This window comes from Ornithinimicrobium jinqii (assembly GCF_045032595.1).
Lineage (GTDB): Bacteria > Actinomycetota > Actinomycetes > Actinomycetales > Dermatophilaceae > Ornithinicoccus.
Map to the genome: position 1 here is coordinate 68226 of NZ_JBJFZS010000009.1, position 17021 is coordinate 85246.

Below are 17021 nucleotides of genomic sequence, written 5' to 3' on the forward strand. Positions count from 1 at the left end.
GTCACATGTTGATCAGGCGCACCACCACCGCAGCCCTGGCCCTCGCTCTCGCGACCGGACTGACCGCGTGCAGCGACGCCACGACCACACCGACCTCGACCGACGAGACCTCGTCGGCCCCGGCCCCCGCCCCGACGGATGAGGGGGACGACACGAGCAGCGAGGACGACGACACGAGCAGCGACGACGACGAGACCAGCGACGACGACGAGACCAGCGACGACGGTCCGGCCGCCGACGCGACCGCGTCGGCCCTGGCGGCCATCGGGACCGCCGAGGGGGAGACCGGCGGGGAGGCCTACGAGATCGACGACTCGGACGACGACGGCACCTGGGAGGTCGACCTCCGCGTCGGCGACCGCAGCGTCGAGGTCACCGTCTCCCCCGACGGGGCGACCGTCCAGGGCACCGAGGAGGAGGACCTCGACGACGAGGACGCGACCGCGCTCGACACCGTCGAGGTGACGATGGCCGAGGCGGTCGCCACCGCGGTCCAGGACGTCGGGGGTCAGCTCGACGAGGCCGAGCTCGAGACCGAGGACGGGGAGGTCGTGTGGAAGGTCGACGTCGACACCGACCAGGACGACGACCTGGAGATCATGGTCGACGCCGTCACCGGCGAGATCGTGGCCACCGACAGCTGACCGTCCCGCGTGCGGCACCATGTCCGCATGCCAGAGGGACACACGCTGCACCGCCTCGCGGGTGCACTCCATACCGCGTTCGCCGACACCACGCCCGACGTCACCAGCCCTCAGGGCCGTTTCGTCGACGGTGCCGCCCTGCTCGACGGCACGGTCCTGGAGCGCTCGTGGGCGCACGGCAAGCTGCTGTTCGTCGACTTCGCCGACGAGCGGACCCTCTACGTCCACCTGGGGCTCATCGGGAAGTGGTTCGTGCTGCCGGTCGACCCGGCGCACGACGAGCCGCCCGTCGTCGGTGCCGTGCGCCTGAGGATCGCCGACGAGCGGCACGTCGCCGACCTGCGCGGCCCGATGGCCTGCACGGTGGTGGACCAGGAGGAGGTGGCTCGCCTCGTCGCGCGGCAGGGACCCGACCCGCTGCAGCCGGCGCAGGACCCCGACACGTCCTACCGCACGATCTCGCGCTCCGGCAGGACGCTCGCGGAGCTGCTGATGGACCAGACGGTGCTCGCCGGTGTCGGCAACATCTATCGCTGCGAGGTCCTGTGGCGCCATCGGCTCCACCCGCTCAAGCCCGGGCGCTCCCTCAAGCGCGCCTCCTGGCAGCTGGTCTGGGACGACCTCGTCCGACTCATGCCGTGGGGAGTGCGGACCGGCACGATCATCACCCTCGACGACGTACTCGAGGACACCGCCGCGGCCCTGGAGCGAGGGGAGTCCCCGGTCGTCCCGCGCGAGTTCGCGGTCTACAAGCGCACCGGCATGCCGTGCCTGCGCTGCGGCTCCACGGTGCGCTCCAAGGTCGTCGCCGGACGCAACCTCTTCTGGTGCGGCGGCTGCCAGCGGCGCACCTGAGGGCCCGGTCCCTCTCAGCGTGCGACGAGGTCCACCGTCCAGCGGAACCGGGTCGGGCGCCCGTCCTGGCCCGCGCTGTCGGGGTCCCCGAGGATCCGCGTGAGCAGCTGCCGCGGGGAGGGGAAGTCGTCCGGCAGCGCCGCGTTGTACTGCCGGTGCGCCTCCAGCGACCGCACGGCCGCCTCGAAGTGCTCGGTCACGTCGAGCTCGTGGGTCGCCCCCGCACCGACCCAGCCCAGCCACCGCACGCCCGGCCAGGGTGCCAGCCCCTCCTCGGCGAGCTCGGGGAAGATCCACCGGTTGCCCGCCGCGGCGACCGCGTCCAGGACCTCCAGCCCCACGACCCGGTGGTCGGCCTGGTTGACCATGCCCCCGGCGAACCGGTCCGCGTAGGTCTGGGTGACGACCACGTCCGGCCGGAGCCGGCGGATCTCGCGGGCCAGCGCTCGCCGCAGCTCGAGCCCGCCCTCGAGCACGCCGTCGTGGAACCCCTCGAGGAACTCGACGACCTCGACCCCGACCTCACGAGCACCGTCGCGCTCCTCCTGCTCCCGGACGGTGGCGGCCTCGTCGGGGTGCATCGTGTCGATGCCGGCCTCGCCGCGGGTGGCGAGCAGGTAGCTCACGTCCTTGCCCGCAGCCGTCCAGGCGGCCACCGCGGCGGCGGTGCCGTACTCGAGGTCGTCGGGGTGCGCCACGATGCACAGGGCGCGGTGCCAGTCCTGGGGGAAGGGGTGCAGCGTCATACCCGCAGCCTCCCACCTCCACCGCGACCCCCGCACGGTATGGGGTGCCCGCGCGGATTGGGAGGGCGGGGCGCCTCGCTGCTAGTCTGGTCGATGCCGTCTGAACGGCCGCGGATCCATAGTGCCCTGGTGGACATGCCCAGGTTGCGCCGCGCAACGAGTCGAAGGAGTCGCCCATGCCGCTGGACACCACGGTGAAGCAGGAGATCATCAAGGACTACGGTCTGACCGAGGGCGACACCGGCTCTCCCGAGGTGCAGGTCGCGATGCTCACGCAGCGCATCAAGGACCTCACCGAGCACTCCCGTGAGCACAAGCACGACCACCACTCGCGTCGTGGTCTGCTGCTTCTCGTCGGCAAGCGCAAGCGTCTCCTGCGCTACCTGGAGACGACCGACATCGAGCGCTACCGGTCGCTGATCAAGCGCCTCGGCCTGCGCCGCTGAACTTCGCAGGGGAGCGGTTCCCGAACGATCGGGGACCGCTCCTCCTGCGTATGGGCGGGCTGTTCTAGCCTTGCCCGGGGACGCGCGACGCCTCCCCACCAGAAGGAACAGCCGGGCACAACGACGATGCCCCGGGCCTGAGAGAGAACATGAAAAGGAGGACCCATGGAGGGTCCAGAGATCACCTTCGCCGAAGCCACCATCGACAACGGCAGCTTCGGCACCCGCACCGTCCGGTTCGAGACCGGACGCCTGGCCAAGCAGGCCGGCGGCTCCGTCACCGCCTACCTCGACGACGACACCATGCTGCTGTCGACCACGACCGCGGGCAAGCACCCCAAGGAGCACTTCGACTTCTTCCCGCTCACGGTGGACGTCGAGGAGCGCATGTACGCCGCGGGCAAGATCCCCGGCAGCTTCTTCCGGCGTGAGGGTCGGCCGTCGACCGACGCGATCCTCACCTGCCGCCTCATCGACCGCCCGCTGCGCCCGACCTTCGCCAAGGGCCTGCGCAACGAGGTCCAGGTCGTCATCACCGTCCTGTCGCTCAACCCCGACCACCAGTACGACGTGCTGGCGATCAACGCAGCCAGCGCTTCCACGCAGATCTCCGGCCTGCCGTTCAGCGGCCCGATCGGCGCGACCCGTGTCTCGCTCATCGACGGCCAGTGGGTCGCCTTCCCCAACTTCTCCGACGCCGCGCGGTCGACCTTCGACATGGTCGTCGCCGGGCGGGTCGTCAGCGGGACCGACGGCGACGACGTCGCGATCATGATGGTCGAGGCGGAGTCCACGGACGCCACCTGGACCCTCGTCAAGGACGAGGGCAAGCAGGCCCCGACCGAGGAGATCGTCGCCCAGGGTCTGGAGGAGTCCAAGAAGTTCATCAAGGCCCTCTGCGGGGCGCAGGCCCAGCTTGCCGCCGGCGCCGCCAAGGACGTCCAGGACTTCCCGCGCTTCCTCGACTACGAGGACGACGCCTACGCCGCCGTCGAGGAGGCCACCGCGGCCGACCTCGCCGCAGCCCTGCAGATCGCGGGCAAGCAGGAGCGCGAGGGCCGGATCGACGAGATCAAGGCGGCGATGAAGGGCACGCTCCTCGGTGAGGGCGGCGACGCCACCTCCGCGGACAGCGTCTCCGACGCGCCGTTCGCCGGTCGCGACAAGGAGCTGAGCGCCGCCTACCGCGCCGTCCAGAAGAGGCTGATCCGCGAGCGCATCCTGCGCGACGAGGTCCGCATCGACGGGCGTGGCCTGCGCGACATCCGTGCGCTCAGCGCCGAGGTCGAGGTCATCCCCCGCGCCCACGGCTCGGCGATCTTCGAGCGCGGCGAGACCCAGATCATGGGTGTCACCACGCTGAACATGCTCCGGATGGAGCAGCAGATCGACACCCTGTCGCCGGTGAGCCGCAAGCGCTACATGCACAACTACAACTTCCCGCCCTACAGCACCGGCGAGACCGGCCGCGTGGGCTCCCCGAAGCGGCGCGAGATCGGCCACGGTGCGCTCGCCGAGCGTGCGCTCATGCCGGTCCTGCCGACCCGCGAGGAGTTCCCCTACGCCATCCGTCAGGTGTCCGAGGCCCTGAGCTCCAACGGCTCGACCTCGATGGGCTCGGTGTGTGCCTCCACGATGTCGCTGCTCAACGCCGGAGTGCCGCTGCGCGCCCCGGTCGCGGGCATCGCGATGGGTCTGGTGTCCGCCGAGCTGCAGGACGAGAACGGCGGCACGTCGATGCACTACGCGGCGCTGACCGACATCCTCGGCGCCGAGGACGCCTTCGGCGACATGGACTTCAAGGTCGCCGGCACCAAGGAGTTCGTCACCGCGATCCAGCTGGACACCAAGCTCGACGGCATCCCCGCCGACGTCCTCGGTTCTGCGCTGACCCAGGCCCGCGAGGCGCGTCTGCACATCCTCGACGTGATGAACGAGGCCATCGACGTCCCCGACGAGATGAGCCCCTACGCCCCGCGCGTCATCACGGTGAAGGTGCCGATCGACAAGATCGGCGAGGTCATCGGCCCGAAGGGCAAGATGATCAACCAGATCCAGGAGGACACCGGCGCCGACATCTCGATCGAGGACGACGGCACCGTCTACATCGGCGCGACCGACGGCCCCTCGGCCGAGGCGGCCCGCGCGGCCGTCAACGCGATCGCCAACCCGCAGATGCCGGAGATCGGTGAGCGCTTCATGGGCACCGTGGTCAAGACCACGACCTTCGGCGCGTTCATCTCCCTGCTCCCGGGCAAGGACGGCCTGCTGCACATCTCCGAGATCCGCAAGCTCGTCGGCGGCCGTCGCATCGACGCCGTCGAGGACGTGCTCTCCGTGGGCCAGAAGGTCCAGGTGGAGCTCAAGGAGATCGACCCGCGCGGCAAGCTGTCGCTCGGTGCGGTCGAGGCGGCCGACTCCGGGTCGGACGCCTCGCAGGACGCCCCCGCGGCTCAGGACTTCGCCCCCGCGGCCCAGACCGCTCCGGTCGAGACCTCTGAGGCGAGCGCCGCAGCGGCCGAGGCGCCGCAGCTGCCCGGTGTCGACACCGCGGCCCCGGTCACCGAGGTCGAGGACGACGCCGAGCAGGGTGGCGACAACCACGACGCCGACGACCAGGGCGTCGAGGGCGAGGACCGTCCGCGTCGTCAGCGCCGTCGCCGTGGCGGCCGTGGCCGTGGCGGCACCGGTGCGGGCACCGAGTCCTCGGACGCCCCCGCCGAGGGCACCGACAGCGACGACTGACCGCTGAGCACAGCAGAGGGCGGGCCCGGAGTCTCCGGGCCCGCCCTCTCGCGTTCGGTCCACATTCTTGGCCATGGCCGGCCGGTCAGCCGGTCGGCTCGTCGGCCGGTCAGCCGGTCGGCTCGTCGACCGGTCAGCCGGTCGGCCGGTCAAGACTGTCGAGGTCCGCGGTGAGGACCTGGCGTTCCTCGTCGTCCTCGACCTGGGCGCACAGCTCCCTGGCCTGCCGCAGGTGGAGGACGACCGCCTTCCGATCGCCTGCACCGGCTGCGGCCCGAGCGAGAGCCTCGTGCCCGCACCCGAGCAGGAACGGTCCGAGACCGCTCGCCTGCCGCAGCGCCCGCGCACCGAAGCGCCGGGCCAGATCGGGATGACCAGCGACGGAGGCCGCCCGGGAGACCTGCCAGTCGGCGACGGCACGCTCGCGGGCGTCACCCACCTCATACCAGTGGGCCCGCTGCGCGAAGGCTGAGGTCAGCAGCTCGTCGAGGGCGTCGTCGTCCAGGGGCCCGCGGTCCGAGTCGTGGTCCATGAGCTCCCAGGCGCGGTTAAAGAACCGTGGCGCGAACGTGCGGTGCCACCGGGCGAGGTCGTCCGCTGACGGCGTCCCGACAGGATCCACCACGGCCCCAAGTCTACGCGCGGACGACCTGCCCTCGCGGTGGTGTACGCGTGGCGATCGCGCCTGTCCGGGTCGTCAGGCGGCCGCGCGGTGCGCGCGCGCCGGCCGCTCCCCGACGTGCCAGCGCATCTCCATCCGCACAGCCCCGTGCGGGTCGGTCACGGGGACCCACGTCATGACGGCCGGTCGGGTGTTCGTGCGGATCTCTCGCACCGTTGTCATGGTGTCCACCTCCTGAGGCCATCGCTGGCCAGTTCTCGTTTACCTTCTGTTCATCTACCGTACACCGTTTCGCCCCTCAAGTGGAGTTCAGGTGAACGGCTGGCGTGTCGACCCAGGTGAGAGCCCGCGTGCGGGTGACAAAGAGATGAACAAAACATGAACGAAAAGTGGCAGTGCGGGGCGTCTAGGCGGTCCAGACGGCCCCAGATCCACCGCAGCAGCCTGGACGCTCCGCAGGGGTGGCCCGCCAGCAGGGCCGACGGGCGCCGCTACGGCTCGCGGCGCTCCCGGACCGGCACGAGGCGGGTCGCCGACGTCACGCCGGACTCCATCGGTCCCTTGACCCGTCCGGCTGCGAAGAGCGCCCCGATCCCCACGGCTGCGGTGCTGTGCACCACGAGCGCCAGCCCGCCGCGCACGCCCAGGGCGGAGGCGAGCACGACGACGTGCGTGACGTAGAGCGTCAGTGTCATCGCTCCGGCGCCGGCGACGACGGACCACGGGACGCCCCGCACGCCACGGACCACGACGAGGGCCAGCCCGAGCACGAGCATCGCCGTGCCGGTGGTGTGCGCGAGGTCGACGATGCTGCCCGAATGCGGCGACCACACGCCCAGCCACCACCACGAGCCGGTGGGGTGGGTGCCGTACAGGCCGGTGCGCAGCTCGCGGGCCACGTCGGCCCACGGCGTGGTCGGCGAGGTCAGGGTCTCCGTCAGTCGAGACCGCACGGCGTCGGTGCGGGTGACCCAGGCCGAGACGGCCAGCCCCAGGACCGCGAGGAAGGCCCCGCCCAGGGCCAGCCGGGGTCCCCACGCCCGGGCGCGCAGGTCGAGCCGGCCGATCGCCATACCGGCGAAGAGGTAGGTCGCCCAGGTGAGCACGGGGTAGTAGCCGGTGAGCAGCAGCTCGCGCAGCAGGACCCCCGGCTCGGTGAGCGACAGGAGCGAGGGCACCACGTAGGCGGGCGGGCCGAGCTCGTCGCGCACGGCGAGGCTGAGCACCGGGGACGCCAGGCCCCAGGCCAGGGCCAGGAGGGCCAACGGCCGGGCCCGCCAGGTGAGGACGGGCAGCGCGCAGAGGAAGAGCACACCGTAGAAGGTGAGGATCACCGCGACGCCCGAGTTCAGCAGACCGAGGACGAGCCCGAGCAGGGCGACCAGCGTGGCGCGAACGATCAGACGCAGCCGGTGCCGACCGGGGTCCTCCCGGGCCGAGCGTGTCGTCAGCGCGATGCTCACGCCGGCCAGGACGGCGAAGAGGGCCGACGAACGGCCCGCCACCAGCTCGAAGACGGGGTCGACGCCTCCGGGTCGCGTCTCGTCCAGGGGCGACAGCAGGTGGGCGGCGAACATTCCGAGCAGCGCGAGCATCCGCGCCAGGTCGACGGCGACGATGCGGGCGGCGCCGGGCAGCGGCTCGGTCATGACCACAGACGGACCAGGGCGGCGGTGAGCGCGGCCAGCGCGACGACGACGAGGAACGGTGCGCGCAGCAGCAGGAGGCCCACGGCCACGGCGATCCCGGCTCCCCGGGCGTCGACCGTCGGCATCCCGTCGGTGAGGAAACCCTGCGTGACGACCAGCGAGGACAGCAGCGCCACGGTGAGCAACGGGACGACGCGCTCGACCCACGGCACCTCGAGGATGCGCTCGGGCACGAGGTAGCCGCCGAGCTTGATCAGGTAGGCCAGTGCCCCGGCGGCGAGGACGGCGGTCCACAGCGTCATGCGACCGCCTCCCCGGGTGCCGTCGCAGGGCGTTCTCCGCCGCGGCGTCCGCGCAGACCCACGACCAGCGCCGCGAGGGCCCCGATGAGCACCTCGACCCCGGTCGGCACGAAGGGCGCCGAGACCAGCGTGAGCACCATCGCCAGGGCTGCCGTGGCACGGGCGCCGCTGCGTCGGTCGGCACCGTGCCCGGTGAGCCGGGGCCACACCAGCGCGACGAACGCGGCAGCAGCCGCGGCGTCCAGCCCGTAGGCGCGCGGGTCACCCATCGCCTCGCCGGCCAGCGCCCCGAGCAGTGTCGTGGTCTGCCACACCACGAAGAGCGCGATCCCCGTCGTCCAGAACCCGACCCGCGACTCGTGCGGAGTGTCCTGCGCGAGCGCCACCGCCGTCGACTCGTCGATGGTCAGGTGGGCGGCGACCGGCAGGAGGCGCCGGCCGGGCGCGAGGAGGCGGGACAGCTCGAGACCGTAGAACCCGTTGCGCAGACCGAGGAGCGTCGAGGTGGCCACCGCTGCCAGCGCACCGCCTCCTGCGCCGATCACGCCGTAGAGCGCGAACTGCGAGCCACCGCTGAAGATGAGCAGCGAGGTCAGGACGGTCTGCCACACGGACAGCCCGGCCGCCACCCCCAGCGCGCCGGCGCTGACGCCGTACAGCCCGACCGTGCCGACGGCCAGCCCCTCCCGCCCGGCGGGCGTGCGCCACCAGGGTGCGTCCACCAGACCCCCGGCGAGGTATGGGGTGCCGCTGGCGGGGGAGGGGGCGCTGGTCACAGCTCGGCCACGAGGCGGACCTCGCGCGCGCTGCGGCCGTCGTCGTCGACGACCCGGTCGCGCCAGGCTCCGTCCGGGCTGAACCCCGCGGACTGCAGGAACCCCCGCGTGTCCCCGGCCTCGGCGAGCACCCACAGCGCCACGGCCGAGAGGTTCCCCTGCTCGGTGGCGGCGCGGAGCGTGTCGACGGCTGCGTTGAGCAGGCGGGAGCCGTGGCCGGCGCGGCGCGCGTCGGGGTGCACGCCCCCGTCGTAGATCGCCCCGGTCGTGCCCGGGGGCAGTCCCGGCTCATCGTCGGAGGGGCCGAGCGCGACATACCCGACGACCTGGGGCCCCGCGGTGGCGACGAGCAGCCGGTGCCGGGGGCTCGGCGGCTGCTCGAGCGAGCGGCGCCAGACGCTGGCGAAACGTGGTCCGGTGAGGGCCTCGAGCACCTCTGCCGACAGGACGCCGGCGAGTTCGTGCTGCCAGACGCTGGCCTGGACCAGGCCGACGGCGGGTGCGTCGGAGGGTCGGCCGGTGCGGACTGCCGCGTCGGCGAGGGGGGCCGTGCCGTGCTCGTGCCCGTGCCCGTGCTGGTCGTGTGTGTGGTCGTGGGTGCCCATGACCGGCCCAGTCTCGCACGGCCGTCGCGAGCGCCCCGACGATGTGACAGATCGAGCGGCCGACGACGAAAGCGTGCCACAGGTGCTGGGTGACGCATGGCACACTGGGAGCATGTACGGCAACGACTTCGGGCCTCGCGACGACGCGGACGCACCCCTGAACGCCGCGGAGACGGACGACTACGCCGAGGTCCTGGAGGAGTACTTCAACGGCCTCGTCGCCGAGGACCAGCGCATCGAGCCGCGCGACGCGATGCCGGACGCCTACCGGCAGACGCTGATCCGCCAGATCGCCCAGCACGCGCACTCCGAGATCATCGGCATGCAGCCGGAGGGCAACTGGATCTCGCGCGCCCCGAGCCTGCGCCGCAAGGCGATCCTGATGGCCAAGGTGCAGGACGAGGCGGGCCACGGCCTCTACCTCTACTCCGCTGCCGAGACGCTCGGCGTCGACCGCTCCGACCTGCTCGACAAGCTGCACTCGGGGAAGCAGAAGTACTCCTCGATCTTCAACTACCCGACCCTGACCTGGGCCGACGTGGGCGCGATCGGCTGGCTGGTCGACGGTGCCGCGATCATGAACCAGGTGCCGCTGTGCCGCTGCTCCTACGGCCCCTACGCGCGGGCGATGATCCGGGTGTGCAAGGAGGAGTCCTTCCACCAGCGGCAGGGCTTCGAGATCCTGTGGACCCTGTCGAAGGGCACGGACGAGCAGCGGGCGATGCTCCAGGACTCCGCCGACCGCTGGTGGTGGCCGGCGCTGATGATGTTCGGGCCGCCCGACTCCGGGGAGCAGGCCAAGGAAGGACACACCGCGCAGTCGATGGCGTGGGGCATCAAGCGCTTCACCAACGACGACCTGCGGCAGAAGTTCGTCGACATGACCGTGCCGCAGGCGCACAAGCTCGGCCTCACCCTGCCCGACCCCGACCTGCGCTGGGACGAGGAGAGCGGCCACTGGCGCTTCGGCGCGATCGACTGGGACGAGTTCTGGCGGGTGCTCAAGGGCGACGGCCCCTGCAACGCCCAGCGTCTGTCGCACCGGGTGGCCGCCCACGAGGAGGGTGCCTGGGTGCGCGAGGCCGCTGCCGCGTATGCGGAGAAGCAGGCCGCGCGCGCCGGGGAGGGGGCGGTCGCGTGAGCGTCACCGAGCCGCTGTGGGAGGTCTTCGTCCGCGCCCGTCGCGGGCTCTCGCACGTCCACGTCGGGTCGCTCCACGCCCCCGATGCCCAGATGGCGCTGCGCAACGCCCGCGACCTCTACACGCGCCGGCAGGAGGGCGTCTCCCTGTGGGTCGTCGCCTCCGACGACATCACCGCCTCCAGCCCGGAGGAGCGCGACAGCTTCTTCGACCCGGCCGCGGACAAGGTCTACCGCCACCCGACGTTCTACGACGTGCCCGAGGACGTGGAGTACCTGTGACAGGGCAGCACACTGCCTACCTGCTCGGCCTCGGCGACGACGCCCTCGTCTACGCGCAGCGCCTCGGGGAGTGGCTCACCCGCGCCCCCCAGATCGAGGAGGACATGGCCCTGGGCAACATCGGGCTCGACCTGCTGGGACAGGCGCGCTCGCTGCTGACCCGGGCCGGCGAGGTCGAGGGCCACGGACGCGACGAGGACACGCTGGCGATGCTGCGGGACGAGCGCGAGTTCCGCAGCGTGCAGCTGGTGGAGCAGCCGCGCGGCGACTTCGCGCAGGAGATGGCGCGGCTGCTGTGGTTCTCGAGCTACCAGGTGGAGCTCTGGACGGGGCTCGTCGACTCGGCCGACACGACCCTGGCCGGCGTCGCGGGCAAGGCGGTCAAGGAGGTCGTCTACCACCGCGACCACGCCACGCAGTGGGTGCTGCGCCTGGGCGACGGGACGCCGGGGAGCCACGCGCGCATGCGGGCCGGCCTGGCCGCCGTCCAGCCCTACGTCGCCGAGCTCGGCGAGGACCACGAGGCCGCCCGTTGGGCGGCGTCGGAAGGCGTGGGGGTGCTCCCGTCGAGCCTGGCGGAACGCGTCAACGCCTACGTCGGCGAGGTGCTGCAGCAGGCGACCCTGAGCATGCCCGACCCGCCCCGCTGGCACGCCCGCGGGGGCCGCGAGGGCATCCACTCCGAGGCGATGGGCTTCCTGCTCGCGGAGATGCAGCACATCGCGCGCAGCCACCCCGGCGCCACCTGGTGAGCGGCGGAGGCCCGGGTATGGAGACGCGCGCCCCCGGTGCTCCCGGCACCGACGACCTTCTCGCCGAGGTGGAACGACGCCTGCGCGCCGTCCCCGACCCCGAGATCCCCGTCATCACCATCGACGACCTGGGCGTCGTCCGGGACGTCGCGCGCGCCGGCGGGGGCCTTCGGGTGACGATCACCCCGACCTACTCCGGGTGCCCCGCCATGCAGGCGATGGCCGACGCGGTGCTCGCCGTGGGGCGCCGGGCCGGGGTCCCGGTCGAGGTCGTCACCCAGCTGGCCCCTGCCTGGACCACCGACTGGATGAGTCAGCGGGGACGGGACGCGTTGCGGCGCTTCGGGATCGCGCCCCCGACGGGGGAGAGACCGCATACCTCAGGGCCGGGGGCAGTGGGCCTCACCCTGCAGAAGCGGCAGGTGACCTGCCCCCTGTGCGGCTCGCCCGACACCGAGGAGATCGCGCGCTTCGGCTCCACCGCCTGCAAGGCGCTGCGCCGGTGCCTGTCCTGCCGCGAGCCCTTCGACGAGTTCAAGACGATCTAGACGCACGGGGGCCCCGCCCCCGTGGACCCCCGTAGCTGGGGCTCCGCCCCAGACCCCGAGGAGCGATGTGACACCGATCCAGCCGCCGACCCGTCGGCGCGCCACCTTCCACGACCTCACCGTCAGCCGGGTCGACCGGCTGACCGACGACGCCGTCGCCGTCTCCTTCACCGTGCCCGAGGAGCTGCGGGAGGAGTTCGCGTTCGAGCCCGGGCAGCACCTGACCGTGCGGGCGACCATCGACGGCGAGGACGCGCGACGGTCCTACTCGTGCTGCCTGTCCCGCGCGGAGTCGCAGCGTCGCGGCGAGGTCCGGGTCGCCTCGGCGAGGGTTCCCGGCGGTCTCATGTCGACCTGGCTCAACAGCGCGGTCGCCCCCGGTGACGTGCTGCAGGTGATGAGCCCGCTCGGGTCGTTCGTCTGCCCGACCGACCCGACCGCTCGCAAGCACCACGTCGGGGTCGCGGCCGGCTCGGGCATCACGCCCGTGCTGTCGTTGCTGACCACCGTGCTGGAGGAGGAGCCGGGGTCACGGGTGACGCTGATCTTCGGCAACCGGCGCACCGACTCCATCATGTTCCTCGAGGAGCTGATGGACCTGAAGAACCGCTTCCCGGGGCGGATCAGCCTCTTTACCGTCCTCTCCCGCGAGCGGCAGGACCTCGAGCTGCTCACCGGGCGCATCGACCGCGACAAGATCGAGGAGTTCCTCGCGACCTTCGTCCCCGAGGACGAGGTCGACGAGTGGTACCTCTGCGGGCCCTTCGGGATGGTCGAGACCGTCCGGCAGGTGCTCGGCGAGCGCGGGGTCGAGCCCGCGCACGTCCACCACGAGTTCTTCCACGTCGACGACAGCGGCGGCATCGCCCCACCGCCGCTCGCGGTGGAGGTGGACACCGGCGCCCGGCCCGAGGCGGTCGTCACCGTCACGCTCGATGCCCGGACCACGACCGTGCCGATGCCGAGCCGGGCCGAGAGCATCCTCGACGCGACCCTGCGCGAGCGCCCCGACGCGCCCTTCTCGTGCACCGGCGGTGTCTGCGGCACGTGCCGGGCCAAGGTCGTCAGCGGTGAGGTGCGGATGGACCGCAACTACGCGCTGGAGCCGGACGAGGTCGAGCGCGGCTACCGGCTCATGTGCCAGTCGCACCCGGTGAGCGAGACCGTGGAGATCGACTACGACGCCTGAGGCCGTGGCTCAGCGGGGCCGCGGACGCCGGCGAGCCGGCGCCCGGCCGAACCGCCGCAGCGGGTCGAAGGGCGCCAGCGCGGCCGGCACCGCGCCGGTGACGACCTGCTCGGCGAGCAGCTGGCCGGTGATCGGGCCGAGCGTCATGCCCCACATCCCGTGGCCGCCGGCCGCGAAGACGCGCGGCGAGCCCGTGCGGCCGACCAGCGGCAGACCGTCGGCGGTGACCGGCCGCGACCCGACCCACTCGTCCTGCCGGTCCTCGAGGTCGACACCCCGCACCAGGGGTCGGACGGAGTCCACGATCGCGGTGATGCGCCGCGGGTCGAACGCGGCGTCCGGACGCCGGAGCTCCATCATCCCCGCGACCCGCAGCCGGTCGCCCAGCGGCGTGAGCGCGACCCGCGCCTCGGGGAGGTAGACCGGACCCCCGGGCATGTGCTCGGCCTCCACGCTGAAGGAGTACCCCCGTCCCGCCTGCACGACGTGCCGCACACCGTGCTGGGAGACCAGGTCGCACAGCCAGGCGCCCGTGGCCACCACGACCGCGTCGTGCACGCCCGTGCCCGCGCCGGTGGTCTCCACGCGCACGCCGTGGCTGCCCAGGTCGGTCGTTCCGAGGACCTCGTGGCCGGTGAGGAGCTCCGCCCCACGATCCTCGACGGCGGCGGCCAGCGCCGTGAGGTACTCGGTGGGTCGCAGGTAGCGCTGTCCGTGGATGAGGACCGCGGCCCGCACGGTCCCGGAGAGTGCCGGTTCGAGCCGCCGTGCCTCGTCCCCCGGGATCAGCTCGTGGTCGACGTTTCCGCCTGCGGCCTCGATGCGGCGGAACTCCTCGGTGAGCCCGGCGACGGCCGCGGCGTCGCGGTAGGCGGCGAGGACCGGAGCCGCCGGGTAGGTGGGTGCCCCCACCCCGTGCTCGGTGAGGTGCGCGAAGGCTCCCAGGGACCGCTCGTTGAGCGGCAGCAGGGCCTGCATCGCGGTGTGCCAGCGACCGTGGGTGCTGTGCCGGACGAAGCCGGCGAGGAACCGAGCGAGGCGCGGGTCGGCGCTGGGCGGGACGTAGACGGGCGAGCTCGCGCTCACCACGGCGCGCACCCCGTAGCGCAGGACCGCAGGCTCGGGCAGCGGAGTCGCGATCGCCGGCGTCAGCCATCCGGCGTTGCCCCGCGACGCCCCGGCCGCCACGCCCCGGCGGTCGAGGAGCGTCACCTCGACCCCGCGCTCCTGCAGGAACCAGGCCGTCGCCAGACCGACCATCCCCGCCCCGACGACCGCGACCCTGCGCACGCCCGACACCGGTACCTCCTCGTCAGGAACGAAGTTCGTGCCAGGCTACGCCGAGCTCGGCCAGCAGCTCGCGCAGCAGCGGCAGGCTGACGCCGACCACCGAGTGGTAGTCGCCCTCGACCGCGGTGACGTACGGGCCACCCAGACCGTCGACCGTGAACGCGCCCGCGACGTGGAGGGGCTCCCCGGTGGCGACGTAGGCGCCGATCTCCGCGTCCGAGAGCTCCGCGAAGTGCACCACGGTCGAGGCCGTGGCCCCGAGGGTGGCGCCGGTCCCGTGGTCGCGGTTGTCCACCACCCAGTGCCCGGTGTGCAGCGTGCCGGAGCTCCCGCGCATGAGCCGCCAGCGCTGGGTGGCTACCTCAGCATCGGCGGGCTTGCCGTAGACCCGCCCGTCCAGCTCGAGCACCGAGTCGCAGCCGAGCACGAGCGCGTCGGGGTCCTCGCTGGCGACGACCGCCTCGCACTTGACCCGCGCGAGGGTGAGCGCGACGTCCTCGGGGGCCAGCACGCCATACCTGGCCTCGGCCTCCTCGAGCGCGGCGTCCTCGTCCACGCCGGAGACGATCACCTCCGGGTCCACGGCCGCGCGCCGGAGCGTGCGGTAGCGGGCCGGCGACGCCGAGGCGAGGACGAGCGGGACGCGGGTCACAGCTCGTCGAGGACGGCGGCGCGGAGGGTGTCCAGGCCGACGCCTCCGATGTCCAGGGCGCGACGGTGGAAGGCCCTGAGGTCGAAGTCCTCGCCCTCGCGGCGCCGGCACTCCTCGCGCAGCTCCAGCCACAGCCGCTCGCCGATCTTGTAGGACGGAGCCTGGCCGGGCCAGCCGAGGTAGCGGTCGAGCTCGAAGCGCACGAAACCCTCGTCCATGTTGACGTGGTTGTTGAGGAACTCCCACGCCTTGTCGTAGGTCCACCCGCCGCCGCCGACCTCCGCCGGGGCCTCGAACCCACAGTGCACGCCGATGTCGATCACGACGCGAGCCGCCCGCAGGGACTGACCGTCGAGCAGGCCCATCCGGTCGCCCGGGTCGTCCATGTAGCCCAGGTCGGCCATCAGCCACTCGCTGTAGAGAGCCCAGCCCTCGCCGTGGCCCGACGTCCAGGACGCCATCCGGCGCCAGCGGTTGAGGTGGGCGGAGCGGTAGACGGTCTGCCCGATCTGGAGGTGGTGTCCCGGCACGCCCTCGTGGTAGACGGTGGTGAGCTCGCGCCAGGTGGAGAAGCGGGTCACGCCCTTGGGCACCGACCACCACATGCGGCCGGGGCGGGAGAAGTCCTCGGACGGTCCGGTGTAGTAGATGCCGCCGGTCTGGCTCGGGGCGATCATGCACTCGATCGTGCGCACCGGCTCGGGGATGTCGAAGTGGCTGTCGGCGAGGTTGGTCACCGCCTCGTCGGCCTTGACCTGCATCCACTCCCGCAGCGCGTCGGTGCCCTCCAGCTGGTAGGCAGGGGCCTCGTCGAGGATCGCGACCGCCTCCTTGACGGTGGCCCCGGGGAGGATCTGCTCGGCCGTCTCCTCCATCATCCGGGTAATGCGGGCGAGCTCCTCCTGGCCCCAGCGGTAGGTCTCCTCGAGGTCGATCGTGGCGCCGAGGAAGCTGCGGGAGCGCAGCTGGTAGATCTCGCGGCCGCAGGCGTCCGACTCCGGGGCCTGGGCGGAGAGCTCCTCGAGGAAGGTGGCCAGCGCACCGAAACCGGTCTTGGCCGAGGCGACGGCAGCCGTCAGGTCGGCGCGGACGTCCTCGGACTGCCCGGCGTCCACGGCCTCCTGGAGGAGCGCGTCGAAGGTGCTGGACTCGTCCGAGGCCTGGTCGCGGCACTGCTCGGCGACCTTGTCGACCTGCCTGCGAGGCGGGACCTGCCCCTGGTCGGCGGACCAGCGCAGCGAGGAGGCGTACTGCTCCAGCGCGGTCGGCACCGCGTCGAGGCGGGCGGTGATCGTGCGCCACTGCTCCGCCGTCTCCTTGGCCATGAGGTCGAAGATGTCGCGGACGACCTGCACGGCCGAGGCGATGACGTTGAGGTCGACGGGGGCGCGGCCGGCGAGCACGAGGTCCAGGTCCTGGAGCTCGACGCCCAGGCGCTCCCGGAGGGCGGCAGCCGTGACGCGGTCCACGTCGTCGCCGGGCGCGGCGCGGTCCAGCAGCTCCAGGGTCGCGGCGTCGAGGTCACGGCGGGCGCGGAGGCCCTCGATCGACAGGTCGTCGATCCGGTCCTCCTGCCCCGGGACGCCCAGGAAGGTCGCCTCCATCGGGCTCTGGGCCACCACGGCGTCCAGGTGCCCCTCGGCGATGCGGTCGATCTGGGTCTGGGTGCGGTTCTGCTGGGTCACAGTGCGCCAACCTACCCTCAGGGCCGGCGGGACGGACACGCTGTCCCTGTGTCGGGCCACGCGGGACGACCTGGGTGTGCTGCGGCAGCGCGG

19 protein-coding genes are annotated in these 17021 nt (G+C 72.5%); 9 read left to right on the forward strand and 10 right to left on the reverse strand.

Features of this window, described 5'->3' with window-relative positions; translation table 11 throughout:
* Positions 1 to 5: 5 nt before the first annotated feature.
* Positions 6 to 644 carry a PepSY domain-containing protein gene (locus ACI3ET_RS03750; RefSeq protein WP_405031615.1) on the forward strand — a complete coding sequence of 213 codons (639 nt, stop codon included), beginning with the start codon at positions 6 to 8 and terminating at the stop codon, positions 642 to 644.
* A 27-nt stretch (positions 645 to 671) separates the two neighbouring features.
* Complete coding sequence (locus tag ACI3ET_RS03755) at positions 672 to 1499, forward strand: Fpg/Nei family DNA glycosylase (protein ID WP_405031616.1); 828 nt, start codon at positions 672 to 674, stop codon at positions 1497 to 1499.
* A 14-nt stretch (positions 1500 to 1513) separates the two neighbouring features.
* On the opposite strand, the gene ACI3ET_RS03760 is transcribed toward ACI3ET_RS03755, so the two are convergent.
* The gene (locus ACI3ET_RS03760; RefSeq protein WP_405031617.1) at positions 1514 to 2245 is read right to left on the reverse strand and encodes a PIG-L deacetylase family protein; all 732 of its coding nucleotides are present in this window, start codon (positions 2243 to 2245) and stop codon (positions 1514 to 1516) included.
* A 176-nt stretch (positions 2246 to 2421) separates the two neighbouring features.
* Between ACI3ET_RS03760 and rpsO the strand changes: the two genes are divergently transcribed.
* Together rpsO and ACI3ET_RS03770 are read left to right on the forward strand one after the other, a co-directional pair.
* On the forward strand, positions 2422 to 2691 hold the full coding sequence (gene rpsO / locus ACI3ET_RS03765) for a 30S ribosomal protein S15 (protein ID WP_405031618.1): 270 nt from the start codon (positions 2422 to 2424) through the stop codon (positions 2689 to 2691).
* Positions 2692 to 2856: 165 nt separating this feature from the next.
* Entirely contained in the window at positions 2857 to 5436 is a 2580-nt protein-coding gene (locus tag ACI3ET_RS03770; protein ID WP_405031619.1) for a polyribonucleotide nucleotidyltransferase, read from the forward strand.
* Between the two features lie 133 nt (positions 5437 to 5569).
* Here the strand turns inward: ACI3ET_RS03770 and ACI3ET_RS03775 are convergent, their stop codons facing one another.
* The 6 genes from ACI3ET_RS03775 to ACI3ET_RS03800 all read right to left on the reverse strand — a co-directional run bounded on the left by ACI3ET_RS03775 (position 5570) and on the right by ACI3ET_RS03800 (position 9390).
* Entirely contained in the window at positions 5570 to 6061 is a 492-nt protein-coding gene (locus tag ACI3ET_RS03775) for a hypothetical protein (protein WP_405031620.1), read from the reverse strand.
* A gap of 72 nt (positions 6062 to 6133) precedes the next feature.
* Positions 6134 to 6280, reverse strand: coding sequence for a hypothetical protein (locus tag ACI3ET_RS03780; RefSeq protein ID WP_405031621.1), 147 nt, complete (start codon positions 6278 to 6280; stop codon positions 6134 to 6136).
* Between the two features lie 269 nt (positions 6281 to 6549).
* Positions 6550 to 7707 (reverse strand): heparan-alpha-glucosaminide N-acetyltransferase domain-containing protein, encoded by a 1158-nt coding sequence (locus ACI3ET_RS03785; RefSeq protein WP_405031622.1) that lies wholly within the window; start codon positions 7705 to 7707, stop codon positions 6550 to 6552.
* The gene (locus tag ACI3ET_RS03790) at positions 7704 to 8009 is read right to left on the reverse strand and encodes an AzlD domain-containing protein (protein ID WP_405031623.1); all 306 of its coding nucleotides are present in this window, start codon (positions 8007 to 8009) and stop codon (positions 7704 to 7706) included. The genes ACI3ET_RS03785 and ACI3ET_RS03790 overlap by 4 nt, the downstream gene beginning before the upstream one ends.
* Positions 8006 to 8785, reverse strand: a complete 780-nt coding sequence (locus tag ACI3ET_RS03795) for an AzlC family ABC transporter permease (RefSeq protein ID WP_405031624.1) — start codon at positions 8783 to 8785, stop codon at positions 8006 to 8008. Before ACI3ET_RS03795 ends, ACI3ET_RS03790 begins: the two co-directional genes overlap by 4 nt.
* Positions 8782 to 9390, reverse strand: a complete 609-nt coding sequence (locus tag ACI3ET_RS03800) for a GNAT family N-acetyltransferase (RefSeq protein WP_405031625.1) — start codon at positions 9388 to 9390, stop codon at positions 8782 to 8784. Before ACI3ET_RS03800 ends, ACI3ET_RS03795 begins: the two co-directional genes overlap by 4 nt.
* A 112-nt stretch (positions 9391 to 9502) precedes the next feature.
* Between ACI3ET_RS03800 and paaA the strand changes: the two genes are divergently transcribed.
* From paaA to paaE, 5 genes are all read left to right on the forward strand, one after another.
* The gene (gene paaA, locus ACI3ET_RS03805; protein WP_405031626.1) at positions 9503 to 10531 is read left to right on the forward strand and encodes a 1,2-phenylacetyl-CoA epoxidase subunit PaaA; all 1029 of its coding nucleotides are present in this window, start codon (positions 9503 to 9505) and stop codon (positions 10529 to 10531) included.
* On the forward strand, positions 10528 to 10812 hold the full coding sequence (gene paaB / locus ACI3ET_RS03810; RefSeq protein ID WP_405031627.1) for a 1,2-phenylacetyl-CoA epoxidase subunit PaaB: 285 nt from the start codon (positions 10528 to 10530) through the stop codon (positions 10810 to 10812). Before paaA ends, paaB begins: the two co-directional genes overlap by 4 nt.
* Positions 10809 to 11564: a 1,2-phenylacetyl-CoA epoxidase subunit PaaC gene (gene paaC, locus ACI3ET_RS03815; protein WP_405031628.1), complete on the forward strand. Its 756-nt coding sequence runs from the start codon at positions 10809 to 10811 to the stop codon at positions 11562 to 11564. The genes paaB and paaC overlap by 4 nt, the downstream gene beginning before the upstream one ends.
* A gap of 17 nt (positions 11565 to 11581) precedes the next feature.
* Positions 11582 to 12112 (forward strand): 1,2-phenylacetyl-CoA epoxidase subunit PaaD, encoded by a 531-nt coding sequence (paaD, locus tag ACI3ET_RS03820; protein ID WP_405031629.1) that lies wholly within the window; start codon positions 11582 to 11584, stop codon positions 12110 to 12112.
* A 67-nt stretch (positions 12113 to 12179) separates the two neighbouring features.
* Positions 12180 to 13301 (forward strand): 1,2-phenylacetyl-CoA epoxidase subunit PaaE, encoded by a 1122-nt coding sequence (gene paaE / locus ACI3ET_RS03825; protein WP_405031630.1) that lies wholly within the window; start codon positions 12180 to 12182, stop codon positions 13299 to 13301.
* Positions 13302 to 13310: 9 nt separating this feature from the next.
* On the opposite strand, the gene ACI3ET_RS03830 is transcribed toward paaE, so the two are convergent.
* From ACI3ET_RS03830 to ACI3ET_RS03840, 3 genes are read right to left on the reverse strand one after another with little or no spacing between them, the layout of a single operon-like run.
* Entirely contained in the window at positions 13311 to 14591 is a 1281-nt protein-coding gene (locus ACI3ET_RS03830; RefSeq protein ID WP_405031631.1) for an NAD(P)/FAD-dependent oxidoreductase, read from the reverse strand.
* A gap of 22 nt (positions 14592 to 14613) precedes the next feature.
* Positions 14614 to 15243 (reverse strand): Maf family protein, encoded by a 630-nt coding sequence (locus ACI3ET_RS03835; RefSeq protein WP_405031632.1) that lies wholly within the window; start codon positions 15241 to 15243, stop codon positions 14614 to 14616.
* Positions 15240 to 16928, reverse strand: coding sequence for a DUF885 domain-containing protein (locus tag ACI3ET_RS03840; RefSeq protein ID WP_405031633.1), 1689 nt, complete (start codon positions 16926 to 16928; stop codon positions 15240 to 15242). The genes ACI3ET_RS03835 and ACI3ET_RS03840 overlap by 4 nt, the downstream gene beginning before the upstream one ends.
* Between the last annotated feature and the right edge of the window lie 93 nt (positions 16929 to 17021).

Coding starts and splice junctions, on each gene's coding strand:
- ACI3ET_RS03750 (WP_405031615.1), top strand. CDS start 6: ATGTTGATCAGGCGCACCACCACCGCAGCCCTGGCCCTCGCTCTCGCG.
- ACI3ET_RS03755 (WP_405031616.1), top strand. CDS start 672: ATGCCAGAGGGACACACGCTGCACCGCCTCGCGGGTGCACTCCATACC.
- ACI3ET_RS03760 (WP_405031617.1), bottom strand. CDS start 2,245: ATGACGCTGCACCCCTTCCCCCAGGACTGGCACCGCGCCCTGTGCATC.
- rpsO (WP_405031618.1), top strand. CDS start 2,422: ATGCCGCTGGACACCACGGTGAAGCAGGAGATCATCAAGGACTACGGT.
- ACI3ET_RS03770 (WP_405031619.1), top strand. CDS start 2,857: ATGGAGGGTCCAGAGATCACCTTCGCCGAAGCCACCATCGACAACGGC.
- ACI3ET_RS03780 (WP_405031621.1), bottom strand. CDS start 6,280: ATGACAACGGTGCGAGAGATCCGCACGAACACCCGACCGGCCGTCATG.
- ACI3ET_RS03785 (WP_405031622.1), bottom strand. CDS start 7,707: ATGACCGAGCCGCTGCCCGGCGCCGCCCGCATCGTCGCCGTCGACCTG.
- ACI3ET_RS03790 (WP_405031623.1), bottom strand. CDS start 8,009: ATGACGCTGTGGACCGCCGTCCTCGCCGCCGGGGCACTGGCCTACCTG.
- ACI3ET_RS03800 (WP_405031625.1), bottom strand. CDS start 9,390: ATGGGCACCCACGACCACACACACGACCAGCACGGGCACGGGCACGAG.
- paaA (WP_405031626.1), top strand. CDS start 9,503: ATGTACGGCAACGACTTCGGGCCTCGCGACGACGCGGACGCACCCCTG.
- paaD (WP_405031629.1), top strand. CDS start 11,582: ATGGAGACGCGCGCCCCCGGTGCTCCCGGCACCGACGACCTTCTCGCC.